This is a genomic window from Gordonia sp. NB41Y (genome assembly GCF_030718915.1).
GTDB classification, from domain to species: Bacteria; Actinomycetota; Actinomycetes; order Mycobacteriales; family Mycobacteriaceae; genus Gordonia; species Gordonia desulfuricans.
This window is the reverse complement of sequence record NZ_CP132196.1, coordinates 3,900,885-3,917,437: the sequence shown is the minus strand read 5'-3', so window position 1 is coordinate 3,917,437 and position 16,553 is coordinate 3,900,885. Positions and strand designations below refer to the sequence as shown.

General features: G+C 68.5%; 16 protein-coding genes. 6 read left to right on the top strand and 10 right to left on the bottom strand.

From position 1 onward, the window contains the following. Positions 1–32: 32 nt before the first annotated feature. Together Q9K23_RS16925 and Q9K23_RS16920 are read right to left on the bottom strand one after the other, a co-directional pair. Positions 33–1,148 carry a CoA transferase gene (locus tag Q9K23_RS16925; RefSeq protein WP_020791658.1) on the bottom strand — a complete coding sequence of 372 codons (1,116 nt, stop codon included), beginning with the start codon at positions 1,146–1,148 and terminating at the stop codon, positions 33–35. Continuing rightward, on the bottom strand, positions 1,145–2,329 hold the full coding sequence (locus Q9K23_RS16920) for an acyl-CoA dehydrogenase family protein (RefSeq protein WP_020791661.1): 1,185 nt from the start codon (positions 2,327–2,329) through the stop codon (positions 1,145–1,147). The genes Q9K23_RS16925 and Q9K23_RS16920 overlap by 4 nt, the downstream gene beginning before the upstream one ends. Positions 2,330–2,466: 137 nt before the next feature. Between Q9K23_RS16920 and Q9K23_RS16915 the strand changes: the two genes are divergently transcribed. Beyond that, the gene (locus tag Q9K23_RS16915) at positions 2,467–3,468 is read left to right on the top strand and encodes a LacI family DNA-binding transcriptional regulator (protein ID WP_020791662.1); all 1,002 of its coding nucleotides are present in this window, start codon (positions 2,467–2,469) and stop codon (positions 3,466–3,468) included. 131 nt (positions 3,469–3,599) lie between these two features. Here Q9K23_RS16915 and Q9K23_RS16910 read toward each other — a convergent pair whose 3' ends face one another. Continuing rightward, positions 3,600–4,352: a hypothetical protein gene (locus Q9K23_RS16910; protein ID WP_305950210.1), complete on the bottom strand. Its 753-nt coding sequence runs from the start codon at positions 4,350–4,352 to the stop codon at positions 3,600–3,602. 108 nt (positions 4,353–4,460) lie between these two features. After that, the gene (locus tag Q9K23_RS16905; protein ID WP_053776197.1) at positions 4,461–5,147 is read right to left on the bottom strand and encodes a carbonic anhydrase; all 687 of its coding nucleotides are present in this window, start codon (positions 5,145–5,147) and stop codon (positions 4,461–4,463) included. Here Q9K23_RS16905 and Q9K23_RS16900 point away from each other — a divergent pair. Beyond that, positions 5,146–6,045: an A/G-specific adenine glycosylase gene (locus tag Q9K23_RS16900; RefSeq protein WP_053776196.1), complete on the top strand. Its 900-nt coding sequence runs from the start codon at positions 5,146–5,148 to the stop codon at positions 6,043–6,045. The genes Q9K23_RS16905 and Q9K23_RS16900 overlap by 2 nt on opposite strands. Positions 6,046–6,141: 96 nt before the next feature. Continuing rightward, complete coding sequence (locus Q9K23_RS16895; protein ID WP_053776195.1) at positions 6,142–7,284, top strand: hypothetical protein; 1,143 nt, start codon at positions 6,142–6,144, stop codon at positions 7,282–7,284. A gap of 136 nt (positions 7,285–7,420) precedes the next feature. Here the strand turns inward: Q9K23_RS16895 and Q9K23_RS16890 are convergent, their stop codons facing one another. After that, on the bottom strand, positions 7,421–8,215 hold the full coding sequence (locus tag Q9K23_RS16890) for an alpha/beta hydrolase (RefSeq protein ID WP_082365679.1): 795 nt from the start codon (positions 8,213–8,215) through the stop codon (positions 7,421–7,423). Between the two features lie 104 nt (positions 8,216–8,319). On the opposite strand from Q9K23_RS16890, the gene Q9K23_RS16885 reads away from it, so the two are divergent. From Q9K23_RS16885 to Q9K23_RS16875, 3 genes are all read left to right on the top strand, one after another. Continuing rightward, the gene (locus Q9K23_RS16885; RefSeq protein ID WP_053776194.1) at positions 8,320–8,628 is read left to right on the top strand and encodes an antibiotic biosynthesis monooxygenase; all 309 of its coding nucleotides are present in this window, start codon (positions 8,320–8,322) and stop codon (positions 8,626–8,628) included. A gap of 41 nt (positions 8,629–8,669) precedes the next feature. Beyond that, on the top strand, positions 8,670–9,290 hold the full coding sequence (locus Q9K23_RS16880) for an LON peptidase substrate-binding domain-containing protein (protein WP_053776220.1): 621 nt from the start codon (positions 8,670–8,672) through the stop codon (positions 9,288–9,290). A gap of 134 nt (positions 9,291–9,424) precedes the next feature. Continuing rightward, a complete protein-coding gene (locus Q9K23_RS16875; protein WP_053776193.1) occupies positions 9,425–10,906 on the top strand; it encodes an aldehyde dehydrogenase in 1,482 nt (493 codons plus the stop codon). 185 nt (positions 10,907–11,091) lie between these two features. Here the strand turns inward: Q9K23_RS16875 and Q9K23_RS16870 are convergent, their stop codons facing one another. From Q9K23_RS16870 to Q9K23_RS16850, 5 genes are read right to left on the bottom strand one after another with little or no spacing between them, the layout of a single operon-like run. Beyond that, positions 11,092–11,733 (bottom strand): hypothetical protein, encoded by a 642-nt coding sequence (locus Q9K23_RS16870; protein WP_053776192.1) that lies wholly within the window; start codon positions 11,731–11,733, stop codon positions 11,092–11,094. Beyond that, positions 11,721–12,656, bottom strand: coding sequence for a hypothetical protein (locus Q9K23_RS16865; protein ID WP_187343502.1), 936 nt, complete (start codon positions 12,654–12,656; stop codon positions 11,721–11,723). Before Q9K23_RS16865 ends, Q9K23_RS16870 begins: the two co-directional genes overlap by 13 nt. Beyond that, positions 12,653–14,077, bottom strand: a complete 1,425-nt coding sequence (locus Q9K23_RS16860; protein ID WP_305950209.1) for an MlaD family protein — start codon at positions 14,075–14,077, stop codon at positions 12,653–12,655. The genes Q9K23_RS16865 and Q9K23_RS16860 overlap by 4 nt, the downstream gene beginning before the upstream one ends. Further along, positions 14,077–15,279, bottom strand: coding sequence for an MlaD family protein (locus Q9K23_RS16855; protein ID WP_053776191.1), 1,203 nt, complete (start codon positions 15,277–15,279; stop codon positions 14,077–14,079). Before Q9K23_RS16855 ends, Q9K23_RS16860 begins: the two co-directional genes overlap by 1 nt. Next, positions 15,279–16,553, bottom strand: coding sequence for an MCE family protein (locus Q9K23_RS16850; RefSeq protein ID WP_020790506.1), 1,275 nt, complete (start codon positions 16,551–16,553; stop codon positions 15,279–15,281). The genes Q9K23_RS16855 and Q9K23_RS16850 overlap by 1 nt, the downstream gene beginning before the upstream one ends.

Below are 16,553 nucleotides of genomic sequence, written 5' to 3'. Positions count from 1 at the left end.
CCACCCGGCCCCGCGGTGCGGTGCGGCCGCGACTAGCCGTGCTCGTTCAGTCGCGGTGGTGCCGACCGATAGGTGGCCGGGGTCGCCGACAGCCGAATCGGGTTGGCCACCTGTCGAAGTGGCTCGTCACGGTTCGGATCGTCGATCTCCACCACCGGGGACAGGCCGAGCCGCTCGGCGAGCGCGATCGCGTCGGCGATGTCGTTGAGCGGCCCGCACGGGACCCGCCGCTCGGTCAGCCGGGTGAACCAGCCGTCGGCGGTGTCGGCGGCGAGGAGTTCGTTGATGATCGCCACCAGCACCTCCCGGTGTGCGACGCGGTCGGTGTTGGTGGCGAACCGCGGATCAACGGCCAGTTCCGGGCGGCCGAGGACGTCGACGAGCGCGGTGAACTGGCGGTCGTTGCCGACCGCGAGCACCAGCGGACGATCCGACGCGGCGAACACCTCGTACGGCGCGATACTCGGATGCCGGTTGCCCATGGCATGCGGGACCACACCGGCCGAGACATATCCCGACGACTGGTTGGCCAGCGCCGACAGCAACGACGAGAGCAGATTGACCTCCACCCGCTGCCCCGTGCCGGTGCGGTCGCGATACCGCAGTGCGGACAGGATGCCCACGGCCGCATGCAATCCCGTGATCACATCGACCATCGCGACGCCCACCTTGGTGGGGGTGTCGCGATCGGGGCCGGTGATGCTCATCAGACCGCCGACGGCCTGGATCAGCAGGTCGTATCCGGGCAGCAGGTTGTTGCCGCCGAAGCCGGTGACCGAGCAGTACACGACGTCCGGGTTGAGTTGCGCCACATCGTCGTAGCCGAGGCCGAGCCGATCCAGCGTGCCGGGCAGGAAGTTCTCCACCACCACGTCGGCCCGGGCTGCGAGTTCCCGTGCAGCGGAGAGTCCTTCGGGATCGGCGAGGTCGATGGCGACCGACGACTTGTTCCGGTTGACGCCGAGGAAGTACGACGACTGGTCACCCACCCACGGCGGGCCCCAGGTGCGGGTGTCGTCCCCGGTTCCGGGACGTTCCACCTTGATCACCTCGGCGCCGAGGTCGGCGAGCAGCATCGTGGCGTACGGCCCGGCGAGCACACGACCGAAGTCGGCGATCACCAGTCCGTCGAGAGCACCGTCGGTCACCGGAATGCGCCCGACCCGGTCAGTGCCTTGCCGATGGTCAGCTGGTGCACCTCGGAGGTGCCCTCGTAGGTGAGCACGCTCTCCAGGTTGTTGGCGTGCCGGATCACCGGGTATTCCAGGGTGATCCCGTTGGCGCCCAGGATGGTTCGGCATTCACGGGCGATCGCGATGGCCTCGCGGACGTTGTTCAGCTTGCCGGTGCTGACCTGCTCGGGGCGGATCTTCCCGCTGTCCTTCAGCCGGCCCAGGTGGTAGGCCAGCAGATGACCCTTGCCCACCTCGAGTGCCATGTCGGCGATCTTGGTCTGGGTGATCTGGTAGGCGGCCAGCGGCTTGTCGAAGACCTCGCGGGACTGCGCGTACTCGACGGCGGTCTCCAGGCAGTCACGGGCGGCACCGATGGCGCCGAAGATGATGCCGAAGCGGGCCTCACCGAGGCTGGTCAGCGGTCCGCGCAGGCCTGCGGCCTTGGGCAGCATCGCCGATGCGGGCAGGCGCACGTCCTCCAGGACGAGTTCGGAGGTCACCGATGCGCGCAGGGACAGCTTCTTGGTGATCTTCGGGGCGGAGAATCCCGGGGTGTCGGTCGGGACGACGAAGCCGCGGATGCCGCGCGGGCTGTCCTCGAGGTCGGTCTGGGCCCAGACCACGGCGACGTCGGCGATGGAGCCGTTGGTGATCCACATCTTGGTGCCGTTGAGAATCCAGTCGTCACCGTCGCGCTTGGCGTTGGTACGCATCCCGGCGGGATTGGAGCCGAAGTCGGGTTCGGTCAGGCCGAAGCAGCCGATCGCGTCACCGGCGGCCATCCTCGGCAGCCACTCGTTCTTCTGCTCCTCGCTGCCCCAGTGGTGGATGGAGAACATCGCGAGGGAACCCTGCACCGAGACGAGGCTGCGGATGCCGGAGTCGACGGCCTCGAGTTCCAGGCAGGCCAGACCGTAGGCGGTGGCACTGGTGCCGGGGCAGCCGTAGCCGTCGAGGTGCATGCCGAGGGCGCCGAGCTGCCCGAGTTCCTTGGCGATCTCCCGGGCCGGGATGTCACCGGCCTCGAACCAGTCGGCGATGTGCGGACGGAGTCGCTCGGCCCCGAACCGGCGGACCGTGTCGCGGATGGCGATCTCGTCCTCGTCGAGCAGGGAATCGAGGGCGAAGAGTTCACCGAGACTCTGAGTGGACATGGGCTCCTCCTAGGTGGCGAGAACGTTTGCAAGAACGTTTGCATCACGTAGGCTAGATCCATCACCGGGGTTCGGTCAACCTTCCCCGACGACCAGGTCGGCCGAGACACCTGGCACCGAAGGAGGACGCGACTCACATGGGAACCGATCGGGCACCGACGCTCAAGGAGATCGCCGAACGCGCCGGAGTCCACGTGTCCACCGCATCGCGCGTCCTCCGACAGCCCGAGCCCGCCGACGGCTGGTCGGAGTCGGCCCTGCGCGTACGCCAGGCCGCCGAGGAACTCGGCTATCGCCGCAACGTCTGGGCCGCCAGCCTGCGCACCCGCAAGACCACCACACTCGGCGTCGTCATGCCGCGGCTGACCGACGGCGTCGTCGCCACCACCTATCAGGGGATCGAGGAGGCGGCGGCGCGCGCCGGCTACTCGGTGCTGCTGTCGAGTCCACCCGACGACGCCGATGCCCAGCGTGACGCCATCGACCTGCTGGCCGGACGTCAGGTCGACGGCCTACTGCTGAGCGGATTGCACGCACCGGCAAAGGCTTTCGTCGAATCGCTGACCGTGTCGGTGCCGATGGTGACGGTGACCCGGCACGCCGACGCCGGGCTGCCGTTCGTCGGCGCCGACGACCACCACGGCGGCTATCTCGCGGCCCGGCATCTGCTCGACCGCGGTCACACCGACCTCGCGGTGATCTGCGGGCCCGACCATGCCACGACGTCGACCGACCGGCTCGCCGGGTTCCGTTCCGCACTCGATGCCGCCGGGATACCGCTGCGACCGGATCGGGTGGTGTCGTCGGCATTCGAGGTGGACGGCGGGATCGAGGCGGGCCGTCGGCTGCTCGATCGCCCGGACCGGCCGGATGCGGTCTTCACCGTCTCCGACACCATCGCGATCGGCGTCCTGGGTGTGGCCCGCGACCTGGGTCTGCAGATCCCCGACGATCTGGCGCTGATCGGCTACAACGACATCCCGATCGTCGCGCAGCTCCCGGTACCGATGACCACCGTCCGCTCCCCCGCACGTCAGATCGGTGCGACCGCGGCACGTCGACTGCTCGATGTGGTGGCCGGACGTGACGCGGAGAGCACACGTCTGCCGGTCGAGTTGATGGTGCGCGCCACCACCTGACCTCCGATCACGACGCCGCGGCAGGTCAGGGCGGGGTGATCGGGCTGCCCGGGCAGGGCACGGGCGATCAGGGCCGGACCGGGATGGTCAGGCCGGGGTGATCAGGGCACGAGCGATCAGGGCTGGGGTGATCAGGGCTGGGCCGGGGCGACGACGTTGAACGTCACCGGCGCCGACTCCTTCTCGCCCATCTTGCCGATCGCCTGGTAGGAGCCCGCGGGCACCGGCTGACGCGGCGTCTTGCAGCCGGCGGTGCTGGTGGTCCCCGACCAGGTGATCTCGTCCTTGACCTGCTGCTGCGGCTGCAGCACCTGGTTGTCGACGGTGTTGATCGGCGAGCAGTCACGTGCCGACCACAGGGTCCGCGTGCCGTCGAGGGTGCGGACGATGACATTCTGGGCGGCCTTGCCCACATCCCGCGTGCACGCGGCGAGGCCGGCGTTGGTGGTCACGATGGTGAACACCGGCTGGCTGCCCGTGGTGTAGGTCGGCTTGTCGGTGTAGAGCACCACCGCGATGGACTGGTCGGTGCACAGCGGGACCGAACCGTCGGCCGGGGTGGCACCGGGTACGACCGGGGCCGACGACTCGACCGGGGTGCTGGACTCGGGTGCGGTGCCGGCGTCTCCACCGCCACCGCCGAGGCCGCCACCGGACGGGGCCTGCGACGGATCGACCGAGGCATTCGGGGTGGCCGTCGACGGCGTCGTGGTGGCACTCGAAGACGCGGTGGTGGCCGCGTTCTTGGCGTTGTCGTCACCACCGGTCTGGGTCCACACGATCAGACCGATCACCAGGGCCACGACGGCGACCACCACTCCACCGGCGACGATGCGTCGTCGCCAGTAGATCTCTGATGGGAGCGGGCCCTGCGGTTCGATCACGGCCCCCACGCTATCGGCCGGATCGGCGGGGTCGGGCGACCGTCATCGGCGTGTCGCCACTTCGGTAGGGCGATCGTGCGCTAACGGCCGGAGAAGACCACGACCCGGTCAGGCCGACTCGGCGTCGGACTGCCCGGCCGGGAGCGCCTCGGTGGCCGCCGCGCGCGGCGGCAGGGTGGTGCTGCCGATGTCGCCGTAGACGCCCTGCAACTGCACCGCGCCCTCGCTGAGCCGGTAGGTGAGGCCGACGATCGCGAGCTTCCCGTCGAGCACACGGTCGGCGATGATCCGGCTGCGCTGCATGATCAGCTGGCCGGTCTCGACGACGTGGCGGGCCTCGAACTCGTCGACCCGGGTCAGTCCCTCACTACGGCCGGCCAGGATGCTCGGGGTGACGCGTTCGACCACGTCACGGATGTATCCGCCGGGGATCTGCAGGTCGTCGAGGGCCTCGAGGGTCGCCTTGACCGCGCCACAGCTGTCATGGCCGAGGATCGCGATCAGCGGGACCTCGAGAACCTCGGCGGCGTACTCGAGCGAGCCGAGCACCGCGGAGTCGAGGACGTGGCCGGCGGTCCGGACGACGAACATGTCGCCGAGACCCTGATCGAAGATGATCTCCGCAGCGAGGCGGGAGTCACCGCATCCGAACAGCACGACGTGGGGATTCTGCCCCCCGACGAGCCGGTTCCGATCCTCGATACCCTGGCTGGGATGTTTCGCTTCACCGGCGACGAAACGCTTGTTGCCTTCCACGAGAACCTGCCACGCACGCTTCGGGGTCATATTCGCCATGCCATCCATTTTGCCATTCTCCGCAATCGTCGGTTGGTTCGACGTCCATGAACGGGATCTGCCCTGGCGAGAGCCGGGGTTGAGCGGGTGGCACATCCTGATCAGCGAGATCATGTTGCAGCAGACTCCGGTGGCCCGGGTCGTCGGTCCGTGGCAGGAGTGGGTGCAGCGCTGGCCGACCCCGTCGGCGATGGCCGCGTCGAGCCAGGCCGACGTGCTGCGGGCCTGGGGAAAGCTGGGCTATCCGCGCCGTGCGCTGCGGCTGCACGAGTGTGCGCGAGTCCTGGCCACCGAGCACGACGACCGGGTCCCCGAGGACGTCGCGACCATGCTGACGCTGCCCGGGGTGGGTGATTACACCGCACGCGCCGTCGCATGTTTCGCCTATGGCCAGGCGGTCCCGGTGGTCGACACCAATGTGCGCCGGGTGATCGCCCGTGCGGTGCACGGTCGGGCCGAGCCCGGCAACCCCAGCAAGCGTGATCTGGCCGAGACCGACGCGATCCTGCCGCGGACACGCCGGGGTGCGTACGCCCGCGACACGCCACGATTCTCCGCGGCGCTGATGGAACTCGGCGCGCTCGTCTGTACTGCGCGCAACCCCGACTGCGATCGATGCCCGGTCCCCGAGTGCGCCTGGGTGGCACGCGGCCGACCGGCACACACCGGGCCGCGCCGGGCCGCGCAGAAGTTCGCGGGGACCGACCGCCAGGTTCGGGGGCTGCTCCTGGATGTGTTGCGCGGCAGCGAGATCCCCGTCGAGAAGACCCTGCTCGACGAGGTGTGGACCACCGATCCGCCACAGCGCTCACGCGCGCTCGACTCGCTGCTGACCGACGGCCTGGTGGAGGTCACCGCGGACGGCAGGTTCTGTCTCGCCGGGGAATCGGGGGCCTGACCGCCTACCCGATCGGCGGGCCGTTCGCGCGCCACGTACGGCGGACGCTCTACACGGTCTTCTCCGGAGTATGTTCGGCTTGCTACCTTGACCGCCATGAGCGAGCCCCCTAATCAGAATCCCAACTTCTCCAAGGGCCCCGACGACGACCCGTCCCAGCAGCCGGGTGCCGGCGGTGCCGATCCGTACGGCCAGACCCAGTACGGGCAACCGCAATACGGGCAACCCCCCGCCGGCGGCCAGTACCAGCCGCCGCAGACCCCACCGCCTTACGGCACCCCCACAGGTGGCGAACAGCCCCCGTCCTACGGCACTCCGCCCACGTACGGCACCCCCGGCGACCAGCAGCCCCCGTCCTACGGCACTCCTCCGCCCGGAACCACCCCGCCCGGAGCCACCCCGCCGCCCTACGGCAGCACTGCCGGCTACGGCAGCAACCCGGGTTACGGCAGCACTCCCGGTTACGGGGCCACCCCCGGATACGGTGTGCCTGCGGCCGGCGCGCCCTATGGTGGGGCTCCCGGTGCACCGCAGAACGTCAACATCGGTGAGGCGCTGAGCTGGGCGTGGGCCCAGTTCAAGGCCAACCCGGGACCGATGATCGTGCCCGGACTCCTGGTGCTGGTCGTTGCGGCCGTCGCCACGGCGCTCTACTTCGTCGTCGCCGCGCTGTCGAGCACGACCACCACGCAGACCGCCGACTACGGCAACGGATACAGCTACAGCTACGAGGTCTCCTCGTTCAGCGTCGGCGGCTTCATCATCGGCATCCTGATCTACATCGTCATGGCGATCGTGCTGATCTACCTGCAGGTGTCGATGACCACCGGCGCCCTGCGCGTCGCCAACGGCGAACCGGTCACCGTGGCCACCTTCCTCAAGCCGCAGCGCATCGGTCAGGTGTTCCTCGCCGGCCTGCTGGTCGGCCTGATCGTCGGCATCGGCCTGATCCTGTGCATCATCCCCGGCCTCGTCGCGCTGTTCTTCCTGCAGTTCGCGGTGTTCTTCGTGATCGACAAGAGCAGTTCGCCGACGGCCGCGCTCGGCGAATCGGCCAATCTCGCGAAGACGTCGGTGTCGAATTCGCTGCTGACCCTCGTCGTCGCCAATGCCCTGTCCTACGTCGGCACCCTCCTGTGCTACGTCGGGCTCATCGTCACCTGGCCGATCGGGCAGCTGTTCTACGCGCACTGCTACCGGCGCATGTCCGGCGGCTACGTCGCCCCGGCCCCGCAGTAACCCCCATCTGAGACAAACCCTCCACACCTCGACAGACGCATCACCCCCAAAGGCGGTGCATCCGAAGAAGTGTGGAGGGTTTGTCGTCGGGTACGGGGTTTGTCGTCGGGTACGGGGGGTTTGTCGTCGTGGCGCGTCAGTGAGGGCTCGGCGGCAGCCCGGACAGGAATGCCTCCACCGCACCGCGATACAGATCCGGGGCGTCGTCGTGAACCAGATGCCCCGCACCGGGCACTCGCAAGTGGATCGCAGTGTCGTTGATCGAGGCCATCTTTCGCATCTGCCCGGGCGGGGTGACCCCGTGCTCGGCCTCCACCAGCAGCGTCGGGACGCCCACCTTGCGCCACTGGGTCCAGAAGTCGCGGCGGCCCCACTCCTCGGCGACCTCCGCCCACGTCGACAGTTCGCCGTGCAGCCGGCCGTCGTCGAAGGCCTCGTAGAAATAGCGTCCGGCGACCGAACCGAACATCGAGACGGCATCGGCCTCGGTGGCGAAACGTTCCGGCCACGACGCGAACCACGGCGTCCAGGTGGCGGTGGTGCGGCCACGGAAGTCGGGAGCCATGTCCTCGACGACGATCGCCGACACCATCTCCGGGTACTGCGCCGCGGTGCACCAGGCGTGCAGCCCACCCATCGAGTGCCCGATCAGTACCGCGGGGCCGAGGTCGATCCACGTGAGGATCTCGGCGAGGTCGGCGACGAATCGTTCGGTGGCGAGGTCGTCGGGGCCCTCCGGTCCCTCCGCTCTGGCGCCGGTGTGGAAAGCGGCGTCGAAGGTGAACACACGGCCGTATCGCCGCAGCCACGGCACCTGCCGCCGCCACGTTCGGCCACGTCCCATCAGCCCGTGCACCAGCACGATCGGCCCGAGGCTCCCCGCATCGTCGGGCCCGAGTCCGCCGTGGTCGAGCAGCCCCCGATCGGCCACCGGTCTCGTCACAGGATTCCCCACAGTCGACGACGTTACCTGCGCACACGCCGGGCCGGGCAGATCGAACTCGGCTGCCGACGACCCGGACTAGGGTGGGACGCATGGCAGTTGTGAAGATCAATGCAATCCACGTGCCCGAGGGCGCCGGCGCGGAACTCGAGAAGCGTTTCGCCCACCGCGCGGGGTCGGTCGACGGTTCCAAGGGATTCCTCGGATTCCAGTTGCTGCGCCCGGTCAAGGGAGACGACCGCTACTTCGTCGTCACCCAGTGGGAGACCGAGGAGGACTTCCAGGCATGGGCATCGGGCCCGGCCCGCGAGGCGCACGCCGGTGAACGGCAGAAGCCGGTCGCCAGCGGAGCCGATCTGCTCGAGTTCGAGGTCGTCCTCGACGCCAAGCCGAAGCCCTGACCGAACCGGGGCACGACGCCGCACCGTCGGTGTCGATCGCGATGTTCCCCCTGGGCAGCGCACTGCTGCCCGGGGAGCAACTACCCCTGCGCATCTTCGAACCGCGCTACCGCCAGATGCTGTCCGATGTCACCGACAACGCTGGTGAGGACCAGCAGTCCGGGTTCGGGGTGGTGCTGATCGCCCGCGGTCACGAGGTCGGCGGCGGCGAGGAACGCTACGACATCGGCACCTTCGCGACCATCGACCAGCTCGTCACCGATCCCGGGACGGGCCAGTCGACGCTCACCTGCGTCGGGCGGTGGCGCTTCGTCGTCGAGGAGTGGCTGCCCGACGACCCGTACCCGCGGGCCCGCATCCGGCGCCTGTCCGAACCCGCCGACGACCCCACACCGGTCCCCGGCCTGCTCGACGTCGGCGCACGCATCCGCGAACTCGTCGAGGAGACGTTCACCGCCCGTGGGGTCCCCATCGACGACGACGTCCCCCGCTTCGACGCCGACGACCTCGCCGCGGTCGGGGTGTACGGCTGGGCGGCGCGGCTGCCGATCGGCTCGGCGGACCGGCAGACGCTGCTCGAGGCCGACGATCCGGCCACCCGCGCCCGAGTGCTCGACGACGCGGTGGTAACCCTGATCGCCCGCATCCGATTCGGGGCCTGACACCGGGTCATCTGACCCAGAGGTATCGCCGCGGAGCCGTCGCCACCAAGTTAGAACGTGTTCTAGTATCGATTGTGGAGTAGTTCACATTTCCCGCGCAGCGCGGGGGGATCACACAATCGAGGAGCGCATTCATGACCGAGATCGTCGAGCGCGGGGTCGGGGCCGGCGTCGATCACACCCAGCTGTACATCGGTGGAACGTGGGTGGACCCGCATTCCGGCGACACCCTCGAGGTGTTCTCCCCCGCCACCGGTGAGCGCGTCGGCTCGGTCCCGAGCGCCGACGCCACCGACGTCGACACCGCGGTCCGCACCGCCCGCGCATCCTTCGAGTCTGGGGTGTGGGCCGACACCCCGCCGGCCGATCGCGCCGATGTCCTCGACCGTGTCGCCGACCTGATCGATGCCCGCGCCGAGGAGATCAGTGCGCTGGTGTCGTCGGAGATGGGCGCCCCGCCGTCGGCCGTGGACATGCTGCAGAAGCTCCCCGGCACCGGCGTGCTCCGCGGCTATGCCGCCGCCGCCCGCGCCTACCCGTGGGAGGAGTTCCGGACCGGCCTGTTCGGCACCACCAAGGTCACCCGCGATCCGGTCGGTGTGGTCGGTGCGATCACCGCATGGAACGTGCCGCTGTTCCTGGTGTGCAACAAGCTCGGCGGCGCGCTCGCGGCCGGCTGCTCGGTGGTGCTCAAGCCCGCGCCGGAGACCCCGTTGACCGCGAACCTGATCGCCCAGATCTTCACCGAGGCAGGCGTTCCCGAGGGCGTCATCTCGGTGGTGCCCGGTGACACCGAGACCGGCGAGGCCCTCGTCGCCCATCCCGACGTCGACAAGATCACCTTCACCGGTTCCACCGCGGCGGGCAAGGCCATCGGCGCGGTGTGCGCGCAGTCGCTCAAGCGGTGCTCGCTGGAGCTCGGCGGCAAGTCCGCGGCCATCGTGCTCGACGACGTCGACCTCGCCGCCAATGTCGGGATGCTGGTGTTCCTGGGCCTGTTCAACACCGGCCAGGCCTGCGTCGCACAGACACGGGTCCTGGTGCCGCGCAGCCGACATGACGAGATCGTCGCGGCGATGGTGGACGCCGCCAAGGCGATGAAGGTGGGTCTGCCCACCGACCCCGAGGTGCAGCTCGGCCCGGTGATCAGCGAACGACAGCTCCAGCGCATCGAGGGCTATCTGGAGGCCGGGGTGAAGGCCGGCGCCACCATGGCGCTCGCGGGTGGCCGCCCCGAAGGGCTCGACGGAGGACACTTCCTGACCCCGACCATCTTCACCGGCGTCACCAACGACATGACCATCGCCCAGGAGGAGATCTTCGGTCCGGTGCTGTCGGTGATCGCCTACGACGACGTCGACGAGGCCATCTCGATCGCCAACGACTCCGACTACGGCCTGGCCGGGTCGGTGTGGACCTCCGATGTGGAGCGCGGGATCGAGATCTCCGGGAAGATCCGCACCGGGACCTTCGGGATCAACTTCTACGCCATCGACCCGGGCTCCCCGTTCGGCGGCTACAAGAACTCCGGCATCGGACGCGAGTGCGGCCCCGAGGGTCTGGAGGCCTTCGTCGAGCACAAGTCGACGATGCTGCCGCTGGGCTACCAGCCCTGATCAGCTGAGACACGCAGTACGAGAAGGGCTCCCGCCGGCCGGCGGGCCCTTCTCGTTGGTCGAGTGCGTTCGGACCGGTTGCGGGCCCGGCCATCTCGGGATGTGGACCCGGCGCATTCGCCGCCATCCCATGGACCGAGTCGATGACCGAACCGGGCCGACCACGAAAGCCGTTGCGACGGAGGCTACCCCGCCGGCCGCTGGGACGGCACCGCCGACGCCGGCGCCGAACTCGGGCCGGGGAGCGGCACGGCGTTCGACGGCGGGGTGGACACCTGGGAGATGCGGCTGCGGAACGAGTCGTCGGTGATGATGTCGATGTTCTCGATCATCCACCGCCCGTCCTGCTTTGCCATGGTGAAGGTCAGCCGGCTCGGGTCGACGCGCACGAGATCCTTGCCGTTGCGGCTCACCGACTGGTTCATGAACAGCAGCACGGTGGAGGTGTCACGGGTGTTGGTCACCACCCCGGCGTCCTGGATCACCGCCCGTGACACCACCTGCTGCTTCTTGACGCCCTCGACAAAGGTGATCTGCTGCCCCTCGATCGGGGTCTGGATCAGCTTGTCGTACTGGGACTTCGCCGATCCGGTGACCACCGACTGGGAGCGCGACACATGCTCGGCGACATTGCCCGGGTCATAGCCGAACATCGTCGTCGCATACGATTTCGCGGCGGCCAGGGACTCGTCTCGGGAGTTCTCGACGGCGCGGGCGTCGAAGTACTGGTAGCCCAGGAAACCGGCGACTGCCGCCGATGCGACGAGCAGCACGGCCAGGATCGCACCGACGATGCGCGAGGTGGTGATCCGCACTAGGTCACCCACTCGAAGTTGGTCATCTTGAGCTCCCCGTTGATCCGGGTGATGTCGATCCGCCAGCGGAAGGTCTGCACGATGGTCTCCTCTTTCGGGTCCTCCGGCTTCATCTGCCAGCCGTAGACCACGATCACCGACCCGTCGGAGTCGGTCGCCTTGGTGACCGCGTCGGACAGGACCGTCGATGCGACCTCGAGATTCTGTTCCCGCACCAGCGAGACCACCTGCGACATCGACTGCGACAACCGTTGCTGCGCGGTGCCACTTGTCTTGTCCTGCATGGTCTTCAGCGCGGCGTCGACGTTCTTGGGGTTGAGACTGGTCATCGACACCGTCATCTGCTGGGCGAACTGCGAGTACTCCGCACGCAGGTCGTTGCGATGATCGATCCGGTTCAACCCGATCGCGAACACCGCCGCGGTGACGAGCAGCGCGATGATCACCACCACCGACAGCAGTCCCGCGACCAGCCAGCCGATCGGCCGGTCCGAACGTCGTTTCAGCGCAGACGATCTGGTGACCCCGCCCGGACCGGATTCCCCGGTCGTGGCCTGCCGGCGCTGGCGACGCTGCCGATAGGACAGGTTGGCCTCGACGGTGTCGGCGTCGCCGGCGGCCACATCGTCGTCGGACTCGGTCAGCGCGACCGGGGATCGTTCGCCCGGCGGTACCTCGATCGCGGCCACATCGGCGGCGGTCTCCTCCGCCCCCGTGTCGGCGACCGTCTCGCCGGCCACCGTGTGCTCGGCAACCGCGTCCTCGGCAACCGTCTCGCCGGCAACCGTGTCGTCGACGGTGGTGTCCTCGGTGACCTCGCCGCCGGTCGTCCCGGTGTCGGCGACCTTGTCGGCGGCCGGCGTGTCATCGGTGGACGGTCGGTTGGTGTCCTTGCGGCGACGCCGCAGCGGTGCCGACCGTACCGGCACCGTCACTTGGCGCTCACCGCCTGTGTGATCAGGTTCTGCCATGAAGAGTCTCGTCCTTGGTCCTGCTCGCCGGTCCCGGCGTTGTACGTCTTGCCATCGGGACCGATGAAGTCCCCCGACACCGGATCGTACGTGGTGGCGTACACGGCGGGTCCGGACTCGTGGTTCGACGGCGTCCCGGGCGTCACATATCCGGCCGGTGCCGGCAGCACTCCGGGGATGCCCTCAGGGAACGGCACCACACGGTTGCTGATCGGCGTGTAGCCCTCCGCGCATTCCTCCGGCGTCGGCGCCCGGCGGCCGGGGTATTCCACACACGGGAAGTTACGGGCGCCGCGCACCGCGATCTGCGAGTTCTGCGGCACCCGGCACAGCATGCCGGGCGGGAGCTCCCGGGCGGTCTGCGCCGACGGGAAACGCCACTCCGACTTCGGCAGGTAGCCGACGGTGCAGGGCGCGGGATCCTGCAGTCCGAGGGAGAACATCACGCTGGGGCCGTACTCCGGGCTACCCGCGTTGAGCGAGGTGAGCAGCGCATCGATCAGGCGCGGGTAGATCACCAGCACCTGCTGCAGGTTCGGCAGGTACACCGCGGTGGTCTTGGACACCACGTTGAGGTTGCTCATCAGCAGCGGGAACGACTGGTCCATCTGCTCGAACAGATGCTGCGCCGACGCCGCGGTCGACGGACCCTTCTGCAGCAGGTCGGTGATCTCCGGATTGTTGGCCCGCAACTGATCGGTCACCTTGACCGCGTCGGCGGTCCACGCCCGGATCTGGCCGGCGGTGGTGGACTGCGTGGCCATCAGCGGTCCGGCCTGCTCGACCAGTTGCACGGTGACATCGGCGTTCTTGTTGGCGTCACCGACGAACAGGATCATCGAGTCGACGAGTCGTCGCAGATCCTCGGCGGTGCCGTTGAACGCGGTGAACGCCTCGTCGATCAGCGACCGCAACTGGGTGTCGCCGACCTCGTCGAGCAGTGCCGTCGCCTGATCGAGCACGGCCGAGATCTCCACCGGCACATCGGTGGTGGGCACCACCGAACCGTTCGCGAGCATCTCGGTGCCGGTGTCGCCGGGCGGCGGGGTGAACTCGACGTACTGCTCACCGACCGCCGACACACTGCGGATCGCCGCCTGGGAGTTGGCCGGGATCTTCGCGCTGCTGCGGATCGACAGGTCGGCCTGCACGCCGCCGTCGGTCAGGCGCACCGATTGCACCTTGCCGACGTTGACGCCGCGGAAGCTGACGTTGGCGTTCTCGTAGATGCCGCCGGTGCTGGGCAGTTCGAGGGTCACGTGATAGCGGCCGATCCCGAACATCGCCGGGACCCGCACGTAGTAGACGGCCATGGCGATCATGGCGATGACGGTGATGATCGCGAAGATCGTCAGCTGCATCCGGACGAACCGGGTGATCTTCATCAGTTACCCCCTTCGCCGCTCGGGACCAGTGGTGAGGTGAACGGATTGAGTCCGCGTCCCGCCGAGCCCGCCGGCGTCCCGGAGACGCCCTCGGGACCCACCACACCCACCGACCGCAGGATGGTCTTCTGCAGGGTCGGCACCGTGAGGTCGAGCACCAGGTCGGAGTTGACGTAGTCGCCGCGCACGATCGTCGGGATCATCTCCTCCAGGAACGGGAAGGTCAGCAGGATGCGCAGCGAACCCGGCAGCGCCGGACCTGCGTCGGCCAGACCCTGGAACGCCTTGGACATGTTGTCCACGATGGTCCGGATGTCCTGCCCGTTCTGCTCGAGGATGTCGTTGGTGTTCGCCGACAACTTGCCCACCGAGTCCAGGGCGGCCACGAACTGCTGACGCTGTTCGTTGAGCAACTTCAGGATCTCCGGCCCGTCCTGCAACGCCTTCTGCACGGTGGGGGTCTGTGCATTGATCCCGGCGGTCAGCCGGTCGAGACCCTCCATCGCACGAATGATGTTGTTGCGCTGCCCGTTCAGGTCGGCGACGAGCACATTGAGCTGCGGGATCAGGGCTTTGATGGCCTTGTCGCGGCCGTCGAAGATCGCGTTGACCTCGTGCACGATGTCACCGAACTGCGACAGTCCACCGCCGTTGAGCACCACCGACAACGAGCTCAGCACCTGCTCGGTGGTCGGATAGCTGCAGCCGGGCACCTGCTGTGCGGAGGTGACGTCGGGGATCCGCTCCCCGCCGGGCTGCGGAAGGTTGGGGCTCTCCGGACATTTCGGCAACGGGATCTGATCGCCGGGCTGCATGTATGCGCCCGTCGGGTGCTCCGGCGGCACGATCGCGAGATGCGTCGAACCGAGCACGCTGGTCATACCGACCATCACGTGTGAACCGGCCGGCACCTGCACCCCGGAGTTGAGTCGCAGGTCGAGCTTGGCGTTCCAGTTGTCGACGTCGATCGAGCCCACACTGCCGACCGTCGCGTCGTCGATCATCACCGGCGCATTGTTCACCAGGCCTGCGGCATTCGGGATGACCGCGCTGATCTTGTACGCCCCCGAGCCGGTGCCCTCGGCACCCGGCACCGGCAGACTGTTGATCCCGTCGAATCCGCAACCGGTGGCCATGGCCGCGACGGCGACGGTGGCGACGGCCACCGTCAGACGTGTACGCCCCAGGCGTGTGCGTCGCATCAGCCCTCACCGCCCCACGGGACCAGCAGGTCGGCCAGTGGCCCACCGCCGTTGGCCTTGCGGGTGGCGGCATCCTGCGCCCGGATCCCGGCCTGGGCGCGGGCCTTGACGCTCGCGTTCTGGTAGGTCACCTGGTCCGGGGTGGCGTTGACGCCGGTGACCGGGTTGATCATGAACGGCGGGTAGGCCACCGACATCTGCGACAGCAGCGGTGCGAGGGTGTCGACGCAGAAGTTCACGTCGGCCTCGCTCTGGCCGGGACGGTTGTTGGCCTCCATCGTGCCGCACAGCAGGGTGATCAGGTTGTTGCCCATGCCGAGACCGAACACCCCCGACAGCGATCCGGTCAGCGGGTTGTAGATGTTGTAGAAGTTGGCGAGCTGGTTGGGCGCCGAGTGCAGCAGCCCGCGCATCTGCTCGTTCTTCTCGGCCAGGATGCCCGTGGTCTGCGCCAGCTTCGACACCGACGCGGTCAGTGCGGCCTGGTTCTTGTCGATGAAGTCCTGCACGTCGCCCATCGCCGAGTCGAGGTTGTGCAGGGCGCCGTCGAGTGCCTCGGTGTTGTCGGCGAGCACATCCGACACCGAGGCGATGCGGCCGTTGAACTGCACCAGCTGTTCGTGGCTGGTCGACAGTGCGTCGGTCAGCTTCTGCAGGTTGCGGATCGTGGCGAACAGGTCGTCGCGGCCCGAGGACAGGGTGGCCAGCACGTCGGACATCTCGGTGATCGACTGGTGGATCGCCTCACCGTTGCCGTCGAGGTTGCGGGCGCCGACGTCGATGGCCTCGGCCGCGGTGCCCTTGTCGGTTCCGTTCGGGCCGACCGCCTCGGTGATCCGCTCCAGCTGCTCTTTGACCTGGTCCCACTCCATCGGCACCGCGGTGCGTTCCATCGGGATGTCGGCGCCGTCGGCGAGTTCGGGACCGGTCGAGTACACCGGGGTGAGCTGGATGAACCGGCCCGACACCAGCGACTGGGCGACGACGACGGCCTTGGCGTCGGCGGGGATCTGCAGGTCGCGCTGCACCTCGAGGGTGACCTTCACGTCGCCTTCCCGAGGGGTCACCGACGTCACGTGTCCGACGTCGACACCGAGCACCTTCACCGGGTCCCCGTTGTAGAGCCCGGTGGTGGTCGGGAAGTACGCGGTGATGTGTTTGGTGGTCGCACGGTTGTAGCCGACGTAGGCGGCGACGGCGACCAGCGCCAGCAGCACCACCACCGCGGCGACCAGCCAGGTGCGTTTGCCGATTCCCAGGGTGCGAGAACTCAT